General features: G+C 72.0%; 18 protein-coding genes. 11 read left to right on the top strand and 7 right to left on the bottom strand.

The window, feature by feature from the left end; all coding sequences use genetic code 11:
- Positions 1-5: 5 nt before the first annotated feature.
- On the bottom strand, positions 6-647 hold the full coding sequence (locus BM288_RS02710; protein ID WP_092915589.1) for a winged helix-turn-helix transcriptional regulator: 642 nt from the start codon (positions 645-647) through the stop codon (positions 6-8).
- Positions 648-777: 130 nt separating this feature from the next.
- Between BM288_RS02710 and BM288_RS02705 the strand changes: the two genes are divergently transcribed.
- From BM288_RS02705 to BM288_RS02690, 5 genes are read left to right on the top strand one after another with little or no spacing between them, the layout of a single operon-like run.
- Entirely contained in the window at positions 778-1,050 is a 273-nt protein-coding gene (locus tag BM288_RS02705; RefSeq protein ID WP_092915587.1) for a hypothetical protein, read from the top strand.
- Between the two features lie 39 nt (positions 1,051-1,089).
- Complete coding sequence (locus tag BM288_RS14545; protein WP_274606950.1) at positions 1,090-1,212, top strand: hypothetical protein; 123 nt, start codon at positions 1,090-1,092, stop codon at positions 1,210-1,212.
- A 3-nt stretch (positions 1,213-1,215) separates the two neighbouring features.
- Entirely contained in the window at positions 1,216-1,833 is a 618-nt protein-coding gene (locus BM288_RS02700; RefSeq protein WP_092915585.1) for a heme-binding beta-barrel domain-containing protein, read from the top strand.
- An 8-nt stretch (positions 1,834-1,841) separates the two neighbouring features.
- Complete coding sequence (gene ygfZ / locus BM288_RS02695; protein ID WP_092916207.1) at positions 1,842-2,927, top strand: CAF17-like 4Fe-4S cluster assembly/insertion protein YgfZ; 1,086 nt, start codon at positions 1,842-1,844, stop codon at positions 2,925-2,927.
- Positions 2,928-2,953: 26 nt separating this feature from the next.
- Positions 2,954-3,700, top strand: a complete 747-nt coding sequence (locus tag BM288_RS02690) for a phosphoglyceromutase (protein WP_092915583.1) — start codon at positions 2,954-2,956, stop codon at positions 3,698-3,700.
- An 83-nt stretch (positions 3,701-3,783) separates the two neighbouring features.
- Here the strand turns inward: BM288_RS02690 and phoU are convergent, their stop codons facing one another.
- A complete protein-coding gene (phoU, locus tag BM288_RS02685; RefSeq protein ID WP_092915581.1) occupies positions 3,784-4,491 on the bottom strand; it encodes a phosphate signaling complex protein PhoU in 708 nt (235 codons plus the stop codon).
- Positions 4,492-4,655: 164 nt separating this feature from the next.
- On the opposite strand from phoU, the gene BM288_RS02680 reads away from it, so the two are divergent.
- Both BM288_RS02680 and BM288_RS02675 read left to right on the top strand, forming a co-directional pair.
- The gene (locus BM288_RS02680; protein ID WP_092915579.1) at positions 4,656-5,804 is read left to right on the top strand and encodes a sensor histidine kinase; all 1,149 of its coding nucleotides are present in this window, start codon (positions 4,656-4,658) and stop codon (positions 5,802-5,804) included.
- On the top strand, positions 5,801-6,484 hold the full coding sequence (locus BM288_RS02675) for a response regulator transcription factor (protein WP_092915577.1): 684 nt from the start codon (positions 5,801-5,803) through the stop codon (positions 6,482-6,484). Before BM288_RS02680 ends, BM288_RS02675 begins: the two co-directional genes overlap by 4 nt.
- 14 nt (positions 6,485-6,498) lie before the next feature.
- Here BM288_RS02675 and BM288_RS02670 read toward each other — a convergent pair whose 3' ends face one another.
- Positions 6,499-6,963 (bottom strand): hypothetical protein, encoded by a 465-nt coding sequence (locus BM288_RS02670; RefSeq protein WP_092915575.1) that lies wholly within the window; start codon positions 6,961-6,963, stop codon positions 6,499-6,501.
- Positions 6,964-7,176: 213 nt separating this feature from the next.
- Between BM288_RS02670 and BM288_RS02665 the strand changes: the two genes are divergently transcribed.
- Complete coding sequence (locus BM288_RS02665) at positions 7,177-7,665, top strand: CarD family transcriptional regulator (protein WP_092915573.1); 489 nt, start codon at positions 7,177-7,179, stop codon at positions 7,663-7,665.
- Positions 7,666-7,838: 173 nt separating this feature from the next.
- Here BM288_RS02665 and BM288_RS02660 read toward each other — a convergent pair whose 3' ends face one another.
- On the bottom strand, positions 7,839-8,321 hold the full coding sequence (locus BM288_RS02660; protein WP_092915571.1) for a DUF1648 domain-containing protein: 483 nt from the start codon (positions 8,319-8,321) through the stop codon (positions 7,839-7,841).
- A gap of 40 nt (positions 8,322-8,361) precedes the next feature.
- Between BM288_RS02660 and ispD the strand changes: the two genes are divergently transcribed.
- Positions 8,362-9,546: a 2-C-methyl-D-erythritol 4-phosphate cytidylyltransferase gene (ispD, locus tag BM288_RS02655; RefSeq protein ID WP_092915569.1), complete on the top strand. Its 1,185-nt coding sequence runs from the start codon at positions 8,362-8,364 to the stop codon at positions 9,544-9,546.
- 97 nt (positions 9,547-9,643) lie between these two features.
- On the opposite strand, the gene BM288_RS02650 is transcribed toward ispD, so the two are convergent.
- On the bottom strand, positions 9,644-11,173 hold the full coding sequence (locus BM288_RS02650) for an HNH endonuclease signature motif containing protein (RefSeq protein ID WP_092915567.1): 1,530 nt from the start codon (positions 11,171-11,173) through the stop codon (positions 9,644-9,646).
- A gap of 230 nt (positions 11,174-11,403) precedes the next feature.
- Between BM288_RS02650 and cysS the strand changes: the two genes are divergently transcribed.
- Positions 11,404-12,828, top strand: a complete 1,425-nt coding sequence (gene cysS, locus BM288_RS02645) for a cysteine--tRNA ligase (protein WP_092915565.1) — start codon at positions 11,404-11,406, stop codon at positions 12,826-12,828.
- Positions 12,825-13,796 (top strand): 23S rRNA (guanosine(2251)-2'-O)-methyltransferase RlmB, encoded by a 972-nt coding sequence (rlmB, locus tag BM288_RS02640; RefSeq protein WP_092915563.1) that lies wholly within the window; start codon positions 12,825-12,827, stop codon positions 13,794-13,796. The genes cysS and rlmB overlap by 4 nt, the downstream gene beginning before the upstream one ends.
- On the opposite strand, the gene BM288_RS02635 is transcribed toward rlmB, so the two are convergent.
- Positions 13,797-15,104 carry a DUF4032 domain-containing protein gene (locus BM288_RS02635; RefSeq protein ID WP_092915561.1) on the bottom strand — a complete coding sequence of 436 codons (1,308 nt, stop codon included), beginning with the start codon at positions 15,102-15,104 and terminating at the stop codon, positions 13,797-13,799.
- A gap of 126 nt (positions 15,105-15,230) precedes the next feature.
- Positions 15,231-16,304, bottom strand: coding sequence for an ABC transporter ATP-binding protein (locus BM288_RS02630; RefSeq protein WP_092915559.1), 1,074 nt, complete (start codon positions 16,302-16,304; stop codon positions 15,231-15,233).
- Positions 16,305-16,411 lie beyond the last annotated feature (107 nt).

The raw sequence follows: 16,411 nt of genomic DNA, 5'->3' as shown, positions 1-16,411 counted from the left end.
CCGTCTCACGCATCCTGCTGCTCGAAGCGGTAGCCGACGCCGCGCACCGTGCCGATGAGCGACTCGAGGTCGCCGAGCTTCGCGCGCAGCCGCCGCACGTGCACGTCGACCGTGCGGGTGCCGCCGAAGTAGTCGTAGCCCCACACCTCGCTCAGCAGCTGCTCGCGCGTGAAGACGCGCGCAGGGTGCGCGGCCAGGAACCGCAGCAGCTCGAACTCCTTGTAGGTCAGGTCGACGGGCCGGCCGTCGACCTTCGCCTGGTAGCTCGCCTCGTCGATGGTGAGGCCGCTGGTCGGCGCCGGTGCCGCCGCGCGCGCGCTGGCGAGGCAGAGGCGGATGCGCGCCTCGATCTCCGCCGGACCGGCCGTGTCGAGCACGATGTCGCTCGCGCCCCACTCGGGCGTCACGGCCGCGAAGCCGCCCTCGCCCAGCACCAGCAGCACCGGGGCGGCGTCGTGCTCGAGCAGCCGGCAGATGGCCTTCGCAGCGACGAGCTCGCCGACCGCGTCGACGATCAGCAGGTCGCCGGCAGGGGCGTGCGCGACCGCCTCCGCCGTCGCCGGCAGCGTGCTCACTCGGTGCTCGAGCAGCTCGAGGCTGGGCAGCACGCCCCGGTCGCGGCGGGTGAAGATCACGACGTGCGCCATCCAGCCTCCTGCCGAGTCGATCCTACTTCGCGCCGAACGCGCGCCCCGCGCGCCCCACGCACGAGCGTGCGCGCGACCTCGAGCACATGCGGCGGTGCGGCGTCGAGGCAGGTGCGCCATGATGGGGCACATGCGCAAGGCGATGTCGTGGCAGTGGGCGAGCGTGTGGCCCGTGTGGCTGCTGGCCGCGCTCGGCGCCGTGCTGGTCGCCGTGCTGCAGCCCACCGACGGCATCGTGTGGCTGCCGATCGTGCTGGGCGTGTGCACGCTGACCGCCTTCGCGATCCAGCTCGGCGGCCCCACCGTGCCGGGCCTGGTCGACCGGCTGGCGGCCGCGCTGTTCGGCGCCATCGTCGTGCTGGCGATCGCGAGCGCCGTGCTGGTGCCGTTCACCGGCCTCTAGCCTCCGCCACGCGCGGCGCGGAGCGGTTAGGATCGAGACATGGATGCCATCCCCGTCGTCGCCCTCGAGATCTTCTTCCTCGGCCTGCTCGGCCTTGCGATGCTCGCCATCCTCGGCGTCTCGTTCGTCGTGGTGCGCAACCTCTTCCGGGGTCAGCGCTAAGCGATGCTCGAGCTCGACCCCACGCTCCCTGCCGAGCTGGGCCCGCTGCAGTGGCTCATCGGCACCTGGGAGGGCACCGGCGTGCTCTCCTTCCCGGTCGGCGAGCGCACCGTCGAGCAGGAGTTCGGCCAGCGCGTCTCGTTCTCGCACCACGGCCAGCCCTACCTCAGCTACGAGGCCTACGCCTGGCAGCTCGACGACGAGCTGACGCCGCTGGCGGCCGAGAGCGGCTTCTGGCGCCTGGCGCGCCCCGCGCACGACGCCGACGCCGGCCCGGGCATGCTGCCGCCCGAGGGCGAGCCCGCCTACGGCGACGCCGAGGCGGTCGAGGCGCTGCGCCGCCCCGACGGCGGCTTCGAGATCCAGGCGCTCATCTCGCACCCCACCGGCGTCGCCGAGCTCTACCTCGGCACGATCGCCGGCCCGCGCATCGACCTCGCCACCGACGCCGTGCTGCGAGGTGCGAGCGCGAAGGAGCACAGCGCATCCACCCGCATGTACGGGCTGGTCGAGCAGCACCTGCTGTGGGCGTGGGATCTCGCCGCGCTCGGCCAGGGCCTGGAGAGCCACGCCTCCGGCCGCCTCGCCCGTGTGTCGCCGAGCGAGGCGAACGAGGCATGAGCGCCGCCATGAGTGCCCCAGAGACCGCACGCCGCATCGCCGCGGCGCTGCCCGACGCCGTGCTCGACGAGGCCACCGGGCTGCCGCTGCACGTCGGCAACCCGATCGCCGAGCAGCGCCGCCTGCGCGCCGGCAGTCTTGTGCTGCTGCCGCGCGACGTGTTGCGGCTGAGCGGCCCCGACACGCTGCCGTGGCTCGACTCGATCACCAGCCAGGCCATCGAGCAGCTCGCGCCGGGCGCCTCGACCGAGTCGCTCGTGCTCTCGCCCGAGGGGCGCATCGAGCACGTCATGCGGCTGCATCAGACGACGGATGCGCTCTGGATCGTCGTCGACGCGGGCACCGGTGACGCGCTGGAGACCTGGCTGACGCGGATGCGCTTCTACAAGCAGGTCGAGATCGAGCGGCCCGAGGTGGTCGTCGTGGGCACCGCAGGCGAGCCGTCCGCCGAGCTCGCCGGCGCCCCGGCCTGGGTCGACGGCTGGCCGGAGGTCGCGCCCGGCGGCGTGCGCTACGGCGAGCCGACGGGCGAGCCGTGGCGCTGGTCGGAGCTGATCCTCACGCCCGCCGAGGCCGAGGGCATCGCGAGCGACCGCTTCGTCGGCTCGATGGCGGCCGCGGCGCTGCGCATCGCTGCGGGCAGGCCGTCGCTGGCGGAGGTCGACGAGCGCACCATCCCGCACGAGCTCGACTGGCTGACCACTGCGGTGCACCTGGCGAAGGGCTGCTACCGCGGCCAGGAGACGGTCGCGAAGGTGCACAACCTCGGTGCGCCGCCGCGTCGCGTGGTGCTGCTGCACCTGGACGGCAGCGAGAACGCGCCGGTGGCGCACGGCGACGAGGTGCTGGCCGGCGAGAAGCCCGCCGGTGCCGTCACCTCGGCTGCCATCCACGACGAGCTCGGCCCCATCGCGCTCGCGGTCGTGAAGCGCTCGACGCCCGCCGACGAGGATCTCGTCGTGCGCACCGCCGATGGCACGGCCGTCGCAGCGGGCCAGCAGGTGCTCGTGCCGCCCACCGCGGGTCACGCGAACCGTCCGCCGCGCCTGCCGCGCGTGGGCGCCGTCAAGCGCCCCGCCGTACCGCCCGCCTGAGCAGGCGGCACGGCTAGGCTGGCGGCATGACTGAGCGCACCCTCATCCTGCTCCGCCACGGCCAATCGACCTGGAACGAGTCGAACCAGTTCACCGGCTGGGTCGACGTCAAGCTCACCGAGAAGGGCGAAGGGGAGGCGAAGCGCGCGGGCGAGCTGCTGCGCGAGCACGACCTGCTGCCCGACATCCTCTACACCTCGCTGCTCACGCGTGCCATCGCCTCGGCGAACATCGCCCTCGATGCCGCCGACCGCGACTGGATCCCGGTCAAGCGCTCGTGGCGCCTCAACGAGCGCCACTACGGCGCGCTGCAGGGGCTGAACAAGGCCGAGACGCTCGAGAAGCACGGCGAGGAGCAGTTCATGCTCTGGCGGCGCTCGTTCGACACCCCGCCGCCGCCCATCGACGACGACAGCGAGTACTCGCAGGCGCACGACCCGCGCTACGCCGACATCGACGGCGAGGTGCCCAGGACCGAGTGCCTGAAGGACGTCATCGAGCGCTTCCTGCCCTACTGGGAGTCGGACATCACGAAGGACCTCGAGGCCGGCAGGACGGTGCTGGTCGCCGCCCACGGCAACTCGCTGCGCGCGCTCGTGAAGCACCTCGACGGCATCTCCGACGACGACATCGCCGCCCTCAACATCCCCACCGGCATCCCGCTGCTCTACCGCCTGGGCGAGGACAACATGCCGCTGGGCCCGGGGGAGTACCTCGACCCGGAGGCCGCCGCCGCCGGCGCGGCCGCCGTGGCGAACCAGGGCAAGCACTAGCCGGTTTCCGGCGCCCGAGACGGGCGTGGGCGCTGGCGTCGCGGGGGAGGTCCGAACGGACCTCCCCTCTCGGCTCCAGCGCGCTACTCGGCGGGCGCGGCCGGCTGCACCGGCTCCGGCATGGCGTCGGCGTGCCCGTCGTCGTCGGCTCCCACCCAGTCGCCGGTCGCGAGGTACTGCACCTTCTTGGCGATGCCGACGGCGTGGTCGGCGAAGCGCTCGTGGTAGCGGCTCGCAAGGGTGGCATCGACGGTCGTGTGCGCCGCGCCCTCCCAAGCGGTGCCCAGCACGTGGGTGAACACGTCGCGGTGCAGGTTGTCGACGTGCTCGTCCGACTCCTGCAGGCGCTCGGCGAGCGTGAGGTCCTGCGTCTCGAGCAGGTCGCGCAGCATCTTCGCGATCTCGATGTCGCGCGCGCCCATCTCGGCGAAGGTCGGCTGCAGCGACTCCGGCACCACCTGCATCGGGAAGCGGTAGCGGGCCAGCTGCGCGATGTGGCGGGCGAGGTCGCCCATCCGCTCGAGCGAGGCGGAGATGCGCAGGGCCGAGACGACGATGCGCAGGTCGCGGGCGACCGGCGATTGGCGCGCGATGATGTCGATCGCGAGCTCGTCGAGCGCGTTGGCCTTGTCGTCGATGACCGGGTCGCTGGCGATGACCTGCTCGGCGAGCTGCACGTTCGAGTCGCCGAACGCCCGCACGGCGGCCTCGATCGAGACGACCACGTGGTTGGCGATGTCGACGAGGCGCTCCTGCACCTCGGCGAGCTCCTGCTGGAATACGTCGCGCATTGCTTCTGCTCCTGTTGCTGCGCCCGGGGCTGCATCGGGACCGGGCACGGGTCGAACCCCGAGTGTTCCGCTCCCAGGTTACCGGCGGGTGTCCGACCGCTGAACGTCGGGTGCACCGCGCCGATTGCGCAGATCCGCCCGCTTCGCACCGATACGCTCGGGGGGTGGATGCGTCTTGGTACGTGCTCCTCGCCATCCTGCTCGGGTTCGCGATCGGAGCGGCCTCCGTGCACCTGCTCGGCCTCGCCGCCCAGCGCGGGCGGCAGGTGATGGCGATCGCGAGCGAGCCGATCCCCGACGGCATCACCGCGATGGTGCACGTGCTCGAGTCGGCGGGCGTCGTGCTCGACGGCTCCAACCAGGTCATCGTCGCCTCGCCCGGGGCGCACGCCCTCGATCTGGTCGAGGGCAGGACGCTGCGCGCGCACGAGATGGCGGATGCGGTGCGTCGGGTCTGGAGCACCGGTGCGGCCGAGGTGCTCGACATGACGCACCGTCGCGGCCGCCTCGGCGGCGGTCACGACGTGCAGCTGCGCGTGCGGGTGGCGCCGCTGGGCAACCGCTTCATGCTGGTGCTGGCCACCGACCGCACCGAGGAGCTGCGGCTCGCGGGCGTGCGCCGCGACTTCGTGGCGAACATCAGCCACGAGCTGAAGACCCCGATCGGTGCGCTGCAGGTGCTGGCGGAGGCCATCGAGGCCGGCGCCGAGGAGCCGGAGCGGGTGCGCTCCTTCGCGCAACGCATGCAGGTGGAGGCCGATCGGCTGGGGCGCATGACCAAGGAGCTCATCGACCTCTCGCGCATCCAGGCGGACGACCCGCTCGACCACGCCGAGCGGTTCCCCATTGCGCAGGTGGTCGATGTCGCGGTCGACCGCAACCGGGTGCTGGCCGACGCCAAGCGCATCCGCATCATGCCCCGCGTGCTCGAGGAGGCCGACGTGCTCGGCTCCGAGGAGCTGGTGACGATGGCCGTGCAGAACCTGATCTCGAACGCCGTGCAGTACTCGCCCGAGGCGACCCACGTGGGGGTCGGCGTGCGCGTGGTGGACGACGTGGTGGAGGTCGCGATCACCGACAAGGGCGTCGGCATCCCCGCCGATGAGCAGGAGCGCGTGTTCGAGCGCTTCTACCGCATCGACCCGGCGCGCAGCCGGGTGACGGGCGGCACCGGCCTCGGCCTCAGCATCGTGAAGCACGTCGCCGCCAGCCACGGCGGCGAGGTGTCGCTCTGGTCGCGCCCGGGTCAGGGCTCGACGTTCACCCTCCGGCTGCCTGCCGCGGCCGCCCCCGCTCACAAGGAGACTCCATGACGCGCATCCTGATCGTCGAGGACGAGCCGGCGCTCGCCGAGCCGCTGGCCTACCTGCTCGAGCTGGAGGGATACGAGACCGCGCACGCCGAGGACGGCGACGCCGCGGTGCGCATGTGGGAGCAGGAGGGCGCCGACCTGGTGCTGCTCGACCTGATGCTGCCCGGCCGCAGCGGCACCGAGGTGTGCCGGCACATCCGGCAGCGCTCGCAGGTGCCGATCATCATGGTGACCGCGAAGGACAGCGAGATCGACACGATCGTCGGGCTCGAGCTGGGTGCCGACGACTACGTCACCAAGCCGTACTCGTCCCGGGAGCTCGTGGCGCGCATCCGTGCCGTGCTGCGCCGCCGCGCGGTCGACGAGGAGGACGAGGACGACTCGGTGGTGGAGATCGGCCGGGTGCGGCTCGACTCCGACAGCCACACCGTGCGCGTCGCAGGCGACGAGGTGGCGATGCCGCTGCGCGAGTTCGAGCTGCTCGAATACCTGATGCGCAATGCCGGCCGCGTGCTCACGCGCGGGCAGCTCATCGACCGCGTGTGGGGCAGCGACTACTTCGGCGACACCAAGACGCTCGACGTGCACATCAAGCGGCTGCGCGCGAAGATCGAGGAAGACCCTTCGAGCCCGACGTGCGTGGTCACGCTGCGCGGGCTCGGCTACCGCTTCGAGCGCTGAGGGCGCTCGCGGGATTACTCAGCGGTCGGCGCGAGCGTCTCGTAGCCGAGCGCCTCGCTCGAGATCATCGGCACGCCGAGGCCGGCCGGCTGGGCACCGTCCGCCTGGAACGACACGTTGCGCAGCGAGCCGAAGGGCAGTTCGCCCGTCTGGGGGAAGATCAGCTGCTCTTCGTCGGGGAAGCCGAACGTGGTGACGCCCTCGGAGACTCGCACCTGCTGCGCCTCGTCGTCGACGCGCACCTCGACGACGGTCGCCTCGCCCTCGTTCGTGAAGGTGACGGCGAGGTTCAGAGCGTCGCCGTCGGGCTCGCCGATGAGCATGGCGTTGTGGATCTCGACCGTGCCCGTCGAGCCCGAGACGCCGTCGGAGGCGTCGTAGTCGATCGTGGTCGCCTGCGGCGTGAGGATGTTGCATCCGGTCGCGGCGATGGCGACGACGACGGCTGCGACTGCTGCTGCGGCGAGACGAGGCTGCACGGGGACCCTTTCGACAGGTGACGCTGATGGCCCGCTGGTGTGCGTGGCGCGGTCGCGATCGAGTCTACTACCGGCGGCCTCGTGTGCGCGCGAGACTGGACGGAGGGCGGTTGCGACATTCGCGCGGGGCGTGATTCAAGCACCTCCGGAGGGCCTTGGCGAGCGACACGCTGTGATAAAATCAAGGTTCTGGGCTAGGACGAGGAGCATTCGATGAACTTTGAGGTCGGAGAGACTGTCGTCTACCCGCACCACGGTGCCGCGACGATCACCGAGGTCAAGGTGCGCAAGATCAAGGGCGTCGAGATGACGTACCTGAAGCTCAACGTCGCGCAGGGCGGCCTCACCATCGAGGTCCCCGCCGCCAACGTCGATATGGTCGGCGTGCGTGACGTCATCGGCGAGGAGGGCCTCGACAAGGTCTTCGAGGTGCTGCGCGCCGACTTCACCGAGGAGCCCACCAACTGGGCCCGCCGCTACAAGGCGAACGTCGAGAAGCTCGCCTCGGGTGACGTCATCAAGGTGAGCGAGGTCGTCCGCGACCTCTCGCGCCGCGACCAGGACCGTGGCCTCTCGGCCGGCGAGAAGCGCATGCTGGCGAAGGCTCGGCAGATCCTGGTGAGCGAGCTGGCGCTCGCGGAGAAGACCGATGAGGATGCTGCTTCGGCGCGCCTCGACGAGGCGCTCGCCCCCGCGAGCTGACCCGCAGAGACTGCGCGAAGGCGCCCGAGCCGCGAGGCCGGGCGCCTTCGTCGTCTCATGGGCTTGCCGGTGGCCGACCGCGCCGCTGCAGCCGTCTCCGTGGCGCTGCCGTCGTCCATGCGGCGCTGCGCCGCCCCCGTGTCGCTGCCGCCGTTCCGCGGCGCTGCCGCCGTCTACGCTGCGCGCAGCATCCGCACGACGCCGATGGCGAGCACGACGAGCATGCCGGCGCCGCCGATCCACAGCACCGGTGCGACGGGCATGCCGACCAGGCTCAACGCGATGCCCGTGAACAGCATGGCGATCGGCACCATCATCCACACCAGCATGCGCTCGCCCTCTCGGTAGAGGCGCTGCGCGTTCTCCTCGGTGACCGGCACGGGCAGGTTGAACCAGCGCGGCTTCGTCGACAGCCACGCCATCGCGGCAGGCAGCAGGACGGACACGGCCACCAGCGCGAGCACGCTCGACTTGTCGCCCCACGCGTCAGGGGTGCCGGTGACGTCGAAGTGCGTCGGCACCGTCTGCGGCATCGCCGGGTAGAGCAGCAGCACCCAGCCGGCGACCGCGACCGCGGCGACGAGCGCGAGGATGCGCACGGCGCGAGTGAGCGCATCCGTCGTGTACGTGCGGGCGGGCCGCTGCGACCGGGGCATCGCACCAGGCTAGCCAGCCGCGCCGCCATAGGCTGTCGCTGTGACCGAGACCGCACTGATCGTCGTCGCCGCCGGCAGCGGCACGCGCCTCGGCCGCGGCGTGCCGAAGGCGTTCGCGCAGCTCGCCGGAGCGACCGTGCTCGAGCACGCGCTGCGCGACCTCGGGTGGCTACCCGCGCGCATCGTCGTGGTGGTGCCGAGCGGGTACGAGGCGGATGCGTCCACGATCGCCGCGCGCGCAGGCGTCACGGCTCACGTGGTCACCGGTGGTGCGACGCGCGCCGACTCGGTGCTGGCGGGGCTCGCCGCGGCGGGTGAGGTGCGCTTCGTGCTCGTGCACGACGCCGCCAGGGCGCTCACGCCGGCGACGCCGTTCGACCGGGTCCGCGCTGCGCTGGAGGCGGGTGCTGTGGCGGTCGTGCCGGTGCTGCCGGTCGTCGACACGGTGCGCGTGGTGGATGCCGTCCGCGCAGTCGACGTCGCGGCGCCGGCCGGTGCCGACGAGGCCCTCGGCGCGATCGTCGACCGCTCGACGCTGCGTGCGATGCAGACGCCGCAGGGCTTCGATGCGCAGGTGCTGCGCCGTGCCTACGAGGCGGCGGGGGATGCCCGTGCGGACTCGACCGATGACGCGCAGCTCGTGCAGGCGCTCGGCGAGCCGGTGGTGGCGGTGCCGGGCGACGAGCTCGCCTTCAAGATCACCACCCCCGCCGATGCGGAGCGGGCTGAGTCGCTGCTGTCGCAGAAGGAGCGCGAGATGGACCTCAGGACCGGCATCGGCGTCGATGTGCACGCCTTCGGTGGCGACGGCGCGCTCTGGCTCGCCGGCCTCGAGTGGGAGGGGCAGGGGCTCGCGGGCCACTCCGACGGCGACGTCGTCTGCCACGCGATCGTCGACGCGCTGCTGAGCGCGGCCGGGCTCGGCGATATCGGTGGGCTCGTCGGCGTCGACGATCCGCAGCACGCGGGCGCGCGCGGCGAGGTGTTCGTGCGGGCGGCGCTCGAGCGGCTCGGCAGCGAGGGCTGGACGCCGGTGAACGTCGCGGTGCAGGTGCTCGGCAATCGCCCGCGCATCGGCCCGCGCCGCGACGAGGCGCAGCGGGTGCTGGGCGCGATGCTCGGCGCGCCGGTCAGCGTCAGCGGCACCACCACCGACGGGCTGGGCGCCACCGGTCGCGGTGAGGGCGTGCAGGCGATCGCGACGGCGCTCATCCGCCGCCGGTAGCCGCAGCGCACGCGAGAGCGCCCGTTGTCAGCGCGGCCGGGTCGGCGTGGCCGGGTCGGCGTGGCCGGGTCGGCGTGGCCGCTGTCGGCGGCCGGTGTCAGAAGGGTACGTCGACCAGTGGTGGTGCGTTGGGGAGGCTGGGCTGGGTGCAGGCGATGGTGCCCCAGATGACGTCGTCGGTGTCGGTGAAGGCTGGGCCCTGGGGTTCGGGCTCGCTGCGCAGCACCACGCCGAGCGGGCTGGTGAACTCGAGCACCCCGTCCTGGAGCTGCTGGACGGTCCAGGCGGTGGCGTGCTTCATCGTGTGGTGACGCCGGCACAGGTGCGCCAGATTGCCGATCGTGGTCACGCCGCCTGCCGCCCAGTCGTGCGTGTGGTCGACGTCGGCGCGGTAGACCGGGTTGTTGCAGCCGGGCCAGCGGCAGCGGCCGTCGCGGGCGCGCAGCCAGCGCCGCATCGCCCGGTTGGGCCGGTACGTGTCGACCGTCACGGGCACACCGGTGACGGGGTGGAGGAAGAGCCGCTCCCAGGTGACCGTCTCGGCGGCGAGCATGCGGACGGTGTCGACATCGACGAGGATCTCATCATCGAGCAGCGCCGGGAACAGCTCCTGCCCGGCACCGTCGCCGCCCCGCTCGCGCAGCAGCGAGGTCGCCGGGATCGTCAACGCGACCGTGGCGGTGATGCCGTTCACCCCGTGCACGCCATTCGTGTCGTCGGGCACCTCGCCGCGGGTGAGCAGATCCAGCACGACATCGGCCCGGTACTGGTCGAACGTGCGCGGGTCGTCCTTCGGCTTGCGGCGGGCCGCGTCGGTGGCGCGGTTGTAGGCGGCCTTCGCCGCCACGGCTATGCATCGCACGCCCAGGAACGCCATCCCGTCGCCCTCGTCCTGCAGGAACAGCTCCCGCGTCTCGCGTGCCCGATCGTGCCGCTGCTGCAGCGGCTCGGACAGCGCCCGATCGACGATCCGCCTCGCACGCGAGCGCAACTGCCCGGGCGTGACCGTCTCGGCGATCGCGACGAGCTCCTGCTCGACCCTCGCCCGCTCGTCGGGCTGCACGTTGCTGTCGAGCCGCAGCGTCTCGGTCGCCTGCTCGATGGTGCGCAGGTGCCCGCTGTTGATGCGGCCGGCCCGGTGCGCGTCGTGCGTGAGCGGCAGCTCCGTCACCGTGCGGGCGGCGGCGATCATGCGCCGCTCCATCGTCCGATCCGACAGGCGCAGCTCCACCGCCAGGTTCGAGGCAGTCTCGCGCAGGTTCGTGTCGAACACGCCCGGCTCATCGGCCAGCCGCGCGAAGCGCGCCGCCAGCAGCTCCCGCTCGGCCGCCTCCAGCCGGGCCCGCTGGGCCTGCAGGGCGCGGGCACGGCCGACGAACTCGAACTCGGCGCGGAAGCGCGCGGCGTGCTCCGACTCGATCGGGCCTGGGAGCGCCGGCAACGGCATCCGGCCCGCGACGACCTCGTCGAGCTGCTCATCCGTGAGCGCCATCAGCCGCTCGGTCCAGTCGCGATCGTACGCGTCCAACGACTCCTGCAGCTCATCCGCAGAACGGCCGTACGGGTCGATCGCGCCGGCACGGACAGCAGCGATGTACTCCTCCGCATCCATGCCGTCCTCGAACATGCAGGCATTCAATCAGCGGCCACTGACATGGGAACAGGGAGTCGGACGGGGTGTGGAGAACTCGGTCTCGACAGGGGAGCGGAGCGCCCTGGTCGGCCAACCGGCAGTGCGGGCTCGGTCGGCCTGCGCCGCTGCTCGACCGGCCGTCGCGCGCGGGCGGCAGCGCGGGCTCGGTCGGCCTGCGCCGCTGCTCGACCGGCCGTCGCGCGCGGCAAGTAGCCTATGGAACCGTGACCGTGCGCATCTACGACTCGAAGCAGCAGGCCGTCGTCGACCTCCAGCCGCTCAAGGCCGGCGAGGTGTCGATGTACGTCTGCGGGCCCACCGTGCAGTCGAGCCCGCACATCGGCCACGTGCGCAGCGCCGTCGCCTACGACCTCTGGCGCCGCTGGCTCGCCTACCGCGTAGGCCGCGTCACCTTCGTGCGCAACGTCACCGACATCGACGACAAGGTGCTGGTGAACGCCGTCGACGAGCCCTGGTGGGCGCTGGCCTACCGCATCGAGCTGGAGTTCACGGCGGCCTACCGGGCCGTCGGCGTGCTCGCGCCGACCTACGAGCCGCGGGCCACCGCATCCGTGCCCGAGATGCACGCGCTGATCGCCCTGCTCATCGAGCGCGGCCACGCCTACGAGGCGCTCGACGGCTCGGCCGACGTCTACTTCGACGTGCGCTCCTGGCCGCAGTACGGCGCGCTCACGCGGCAGTCGATCGACAAGATGGAGCCGGCCGCCGACGCCGACCCGCGCGGCAAGCGCGACCCGCGCGACTTCGCGCTCTGGAAGGCCCGCAAGGACGGCGAGCCCGAGTCGGCCACGTGGGAGTCGTCCTGGGGCGCGGGCCGGCCCGGCTGGCACATCGAGTGCTCGGCGATGGCGCGCAAGTACCTCGGCGACGCCTTCGACATCCACGGCGGCGGGCTCGACCTGCGGTTCCCGCACCACGAGAACGAGCTCGCGCAGTCGACGGCGGCGGGGCTCGGCTTCGCGAGCGTCTGGAGCCACAACGGGCTCGTCAACGTCGACGGCGAGAAGATGTCGAAGTCGCTCGGCAACTCGATCTTCGCGGCCGACCTGCTCGGCAGCGTCCGCCCGATCGTGGTGCGCTACCTGCTGGCCGCCTCGCACTACCGGTCGACGATCGACCTGCGCACCGCGAACGGCAGCCTCGAGGGCGGCTCGCTCGCCGAGGCGGAGGCCGCCTTCGGGCGCATCGAGGCGATGCTCGAGCGGGCGCGCCGGGTGGGCGAGCTGCCCGAGACGGACGTGCCGGATGCGTTCGGCGCGGCCATGGACGATGACCTCTCGACGCCGCAGGCGGTGGCGGTGCTGCACGAGACCACGCGCGCCGCGAACGCCGCGCTCGACGCGGGCGACAAGGGCGCCGCGCTCGCCCGCGCGGGGGAAGCGCTGGCGATGCTGCGGGTACTGGGACTCGACCCCGAGGACGCCGTGTGGCATTCTGGAGTGTCGGGCACCTCCGGTGCAGCGCAGACCGCCGCCTTGGCCAGCCTCGTCGAGACGCTGCTGGCGGAGCGCCGCGAGGCCCGCGCGGCGAAGGACTTCGCCGCCTCCGACCGCATCCGCGACGCGCTCGCGGCAGCCGGCATCCTCGTCGAGGACGGCAAGCAGACCACGACCTGGAGCATCGCATGAACAAGCCGCAGCGCCCCGCGCGCAAGAAGGGCCCCCAGAAGGGCACCGGCGGGAACGGCCGCAAGTCGCTCGAGGGCAAGGGGCCGACGCCGAAGGCGGAGGACCGCTCGTGGCACCCGGCCGGCAAGCGCAAGGCCGCCCGTGAGCGCTACGAGGCCGTCGCGGGCAAGAGCCGCCGGCCCGAGCCGCCGCGCCACCGCAAGCCCTCGTCGGCGAAGGACGACTCCGAGCTGGTCACCGGCCGCAACTCGGTGCTCGAGGCGCTGAAGGCGAAGATCCCCGCCACCTCGCTCATCCTCGCCTCCCGGCTCGAGATGGACGACCGCGTGAAGGAGATCCTCTCGCTCGCCACCAAGCGCGGCGTGCCCGTGCTCGAGGTGATGCGGCCGGAGCTCGACCGCATCTCGGGTCACGACACCGTGCACCAGGGCGTGGCGCTCAAGGTGCCGCCGTACCAGTACGCGCACCCCATCGACCTGCTCGAGACCGTGCGCGGCCGTGGCCAGAACCCGCTGTTCATCGCCCTCGACGGCGTCACCGATCCGCGCAACCTGGGCGCGATCATCCGCTCGGCCGCCGCCTTCGGCGCGCAGGGCGTGATCGTGCCGCAGCGTCGCTCGGTGGGCGTGACGGCGAGCGCGTGGAAGACCAGCGCCGGCGCCGCCGCGCGCGTGCCCGTCGCGATGGCCTCGAACCTCACGGCGACCCTCAAGGAGCTCAAGGGCGAGGGGATGTTCGTGATCGGCCTGGACGGCGACGGCGACGTGCCGCTCCACCGGCTCGAGCTCGCCGACGGGCCGCTCGTCGTGGTGGTCGGCAGCGAGGGCAAGGGCATCTCACGCCTGGTGGCGGAGACCTGCGACGCGATCGTGTCGATCCCCATCGAGTCGATGACGGAGTCGCTGAACGCCGGGATCGCGGCATCCGTCACCCTGTACGAGGTGGCGAAGATCCGCTCGGCCCGCTGATCAGACCAGGTCGCGCCAGTCGGGCTCGTCGGCGTCGTCGCCGGGCTGCTCCTGCAGCGTGACGATCGGCATCGTCATGGTGGTCGGCACGTTCAGCAGCGCCGCCTCGTCGCGCTTGAACGCCAGCTGCGTCTCGATGTAGCTGGAGGTGGCCTCCTCGAGCGTCACCTCGCACTGCTGCTGCTCTGACAGGAACCAGCGGTGCTCGAGCACCTCGTGGAAGACCTCCGGGCCCTCGAGCTTGCCGCGCAGCTCGAGCGGCACCGCGGCGACCACACGCGCGAACACCTGCTCGAACCACTCGTTGGCGAGCGCCTCGTCGCCCACGTTCGGTCGCGCGTCGTGCTGCACCGCGACGTACTCGTCGAGGTCGTTGAGCATGCGCCTGGCCTGGTTCTCCTGCGCGTCGATGCCGGTGAGGGACTGCAGCCGCCGGTGGTGGTGGCCGGGGTCGACGACCTTCGGCTGGATGGCGACGGTGGTGCCGCCGTCGCCGGTGCGGATGGCGAGCTCGCCGATGTCGAAGCCGAGCGCGTTGAGCCGCTCGATGCGGTCGCGGATGCGCCAGCGCTCGTCGGCTGCGATCACCTGGTCGCTGTGCAGCTCGTGCCACAGCGAGCGGTACTGCTCGACGATCGAGCCGGCCACCGCGATCGGGTCGATGGTGGGGTCGAGCCGGTCGCCGGCCGCCAGGTCGAGCAGCTCGCCGGCGATGTTCACCCGCGCCACCTCGAGGTCGTCGGCGCGGCGGCCGTCCGAGAGGCCGCCGGACTCGATGGTGCCGGTCTCCGCGTCGACCAGGTAGGCGGCGAAGGCGCCCGCGTCGCGGCGGAAGAGCGTGTTCGACAGTGACACGTCGCCCCAGTAGAAGCCCACCAGGTGCAGCCGCACCAGCAGCCCGGCGAGCGCATCGACGAGCCGCTCGGCCGTCGCCTCCTGCATCGACGAGGAGTACAGCGCGCGGTAGGGCAGCGAGAAGCGCAGATGACGGGTCACGAGCGCCGCCGCCAGCGGGTTGCCGTCGGCGTCGGTGCGCTCGGCGATCACCGCGAGCGGCTCGACGCACGGCACGTCGAGGCGCTGCAGCCGGCGCAGCATGGCGTACTCGCGATTCGCCATCTCGGCGGTGGTCTCCTTGATGGCGACCACGCGGCCGCTGAGGCGTGCGAAGCGCACGAGGTGCCGCGAGATGCCCTTCGGCAACTGCACCACGTCGTCCTCGCTCCACTCCTCCAGCGGCAGATCCCACGGCAGATCGAGCAGGCTCGCGTCCATCAGCGCCGAGGTGATGCGCAGGTCAGAGGGCATGCCGCCATCGTAGGCGCGCACGCCGCCGCCGTGACGGGCGCGTGCGGGCCGGCCCGACGCATCCGTCTGCGCCCTGTGCACGACGAAGGGCCCCGACCGAGGCCGGAGCCCTTCGCGGCGGGAGAGTCAAAGGCGGGTGCCGGACTCCTTGTCGAACACGTGCAGGTGCGTCTCGTCGGGCGTGATGTAGACGGTGTCGCCGAGCTTCGCGTGGTTGCGGCCGTCGACGCGCGCGACGATGTCGACGCGCTTGCCCTCGACGTCGGCGTGGCCGTAGAGGTAGCCGTCGGCGCCGAGCTCCTCGACCAGGTCGACCTCGACCGGCAGGCCGTCGCCCTGCTCGGCGACCGAGACGTCCTCGGGGCGGACGCCGACGATGATGCCGTCCTTGACGCCCGCCATCTGGTCGCGCGAGATGGGCACGAGGTGGTCGCCGAAGTGCACGCCGCCATCGCTCGTGCGCAGCTCCATCAGGTTCATGGCGGGGCTGCCGATGAAGCCGGCGACGAACACGTTCGCCGGCTCGCCGTAGAGGTCGCGCGGGGTGCCGACCTGCTGCAGCACGCCGTCCTTGAGCACCGCGATGCGGTCGCCCATGGTGAGCGCCTCGGTCTGGTCGTGCGTGACGTAGACGGTCGTGACGCCCAGGCGCCGCTGCAGCGACGCGATCTGCGTGCGCGTCTGCACGCGCAGCTTGGCGTCGAGGTTGGACAGCGGCTCGTCCATCAGGAACACCTGCGGCTGGCGCACGATCGCGCGGCCCATGGCGACGCGCTGGCGCTGGCCGCCCGAGAGCGCCTTCGGCTTGCGGGCCAGGTAGGGCTCGAGGTCGAGCAGCTTCGCGGCCTCCTCGACGCGCTTGGCGCGCTCCTCCTTGGCGACGCCGGCGATCTTGAGCGCGAAGCCCATGTTCTCGGCCACCGTCATGTGCGGGTAGAGCGCGTAGTTCTGGAAGACCATCGCGATGTCGCGATCCTTCGGCGGCATGTCGGTGACGTCGCGGTCGCCGATCATGATGCGACCGTCGTTGACCTCTTCGAGGCCGGCGAGCATGCGCAGGGTGGTGGACTTGCCGCAGCCGGAGGGGCCGACCAGCACCAGGAACTCGCCGTCGGCGATCTCCAGGTCGATCTGGTCCACCGCGGGCTTCGTGCTTCCCGGATAGACCCGGGATGCCTTGTCGAACGTCACAGACGCCATTGTCGTTTTCCTTCCATCGGCAGGTACGTGCCGAACGATCCGTTGTGTCAGGACGGGCGGCTTCGCCCGCAGTCATGATCTTCGCACAGCAGAGCGGACGGTCGACA

It is taken from the genome of Agrococcus baldri (assembly GCA_900114805.1).
Classification (GTDB): domain Bacteria; phylum Actinomycetota; class Actinomycetes; order Actinomycetales; family Microbacteriaceae; genus Agrococcus; species Agrococcus baldri.
Note: the sequence above shows the minus strand (reverse complement) of the source record. Positions and strands in the feature narration are given on the sequence as shown.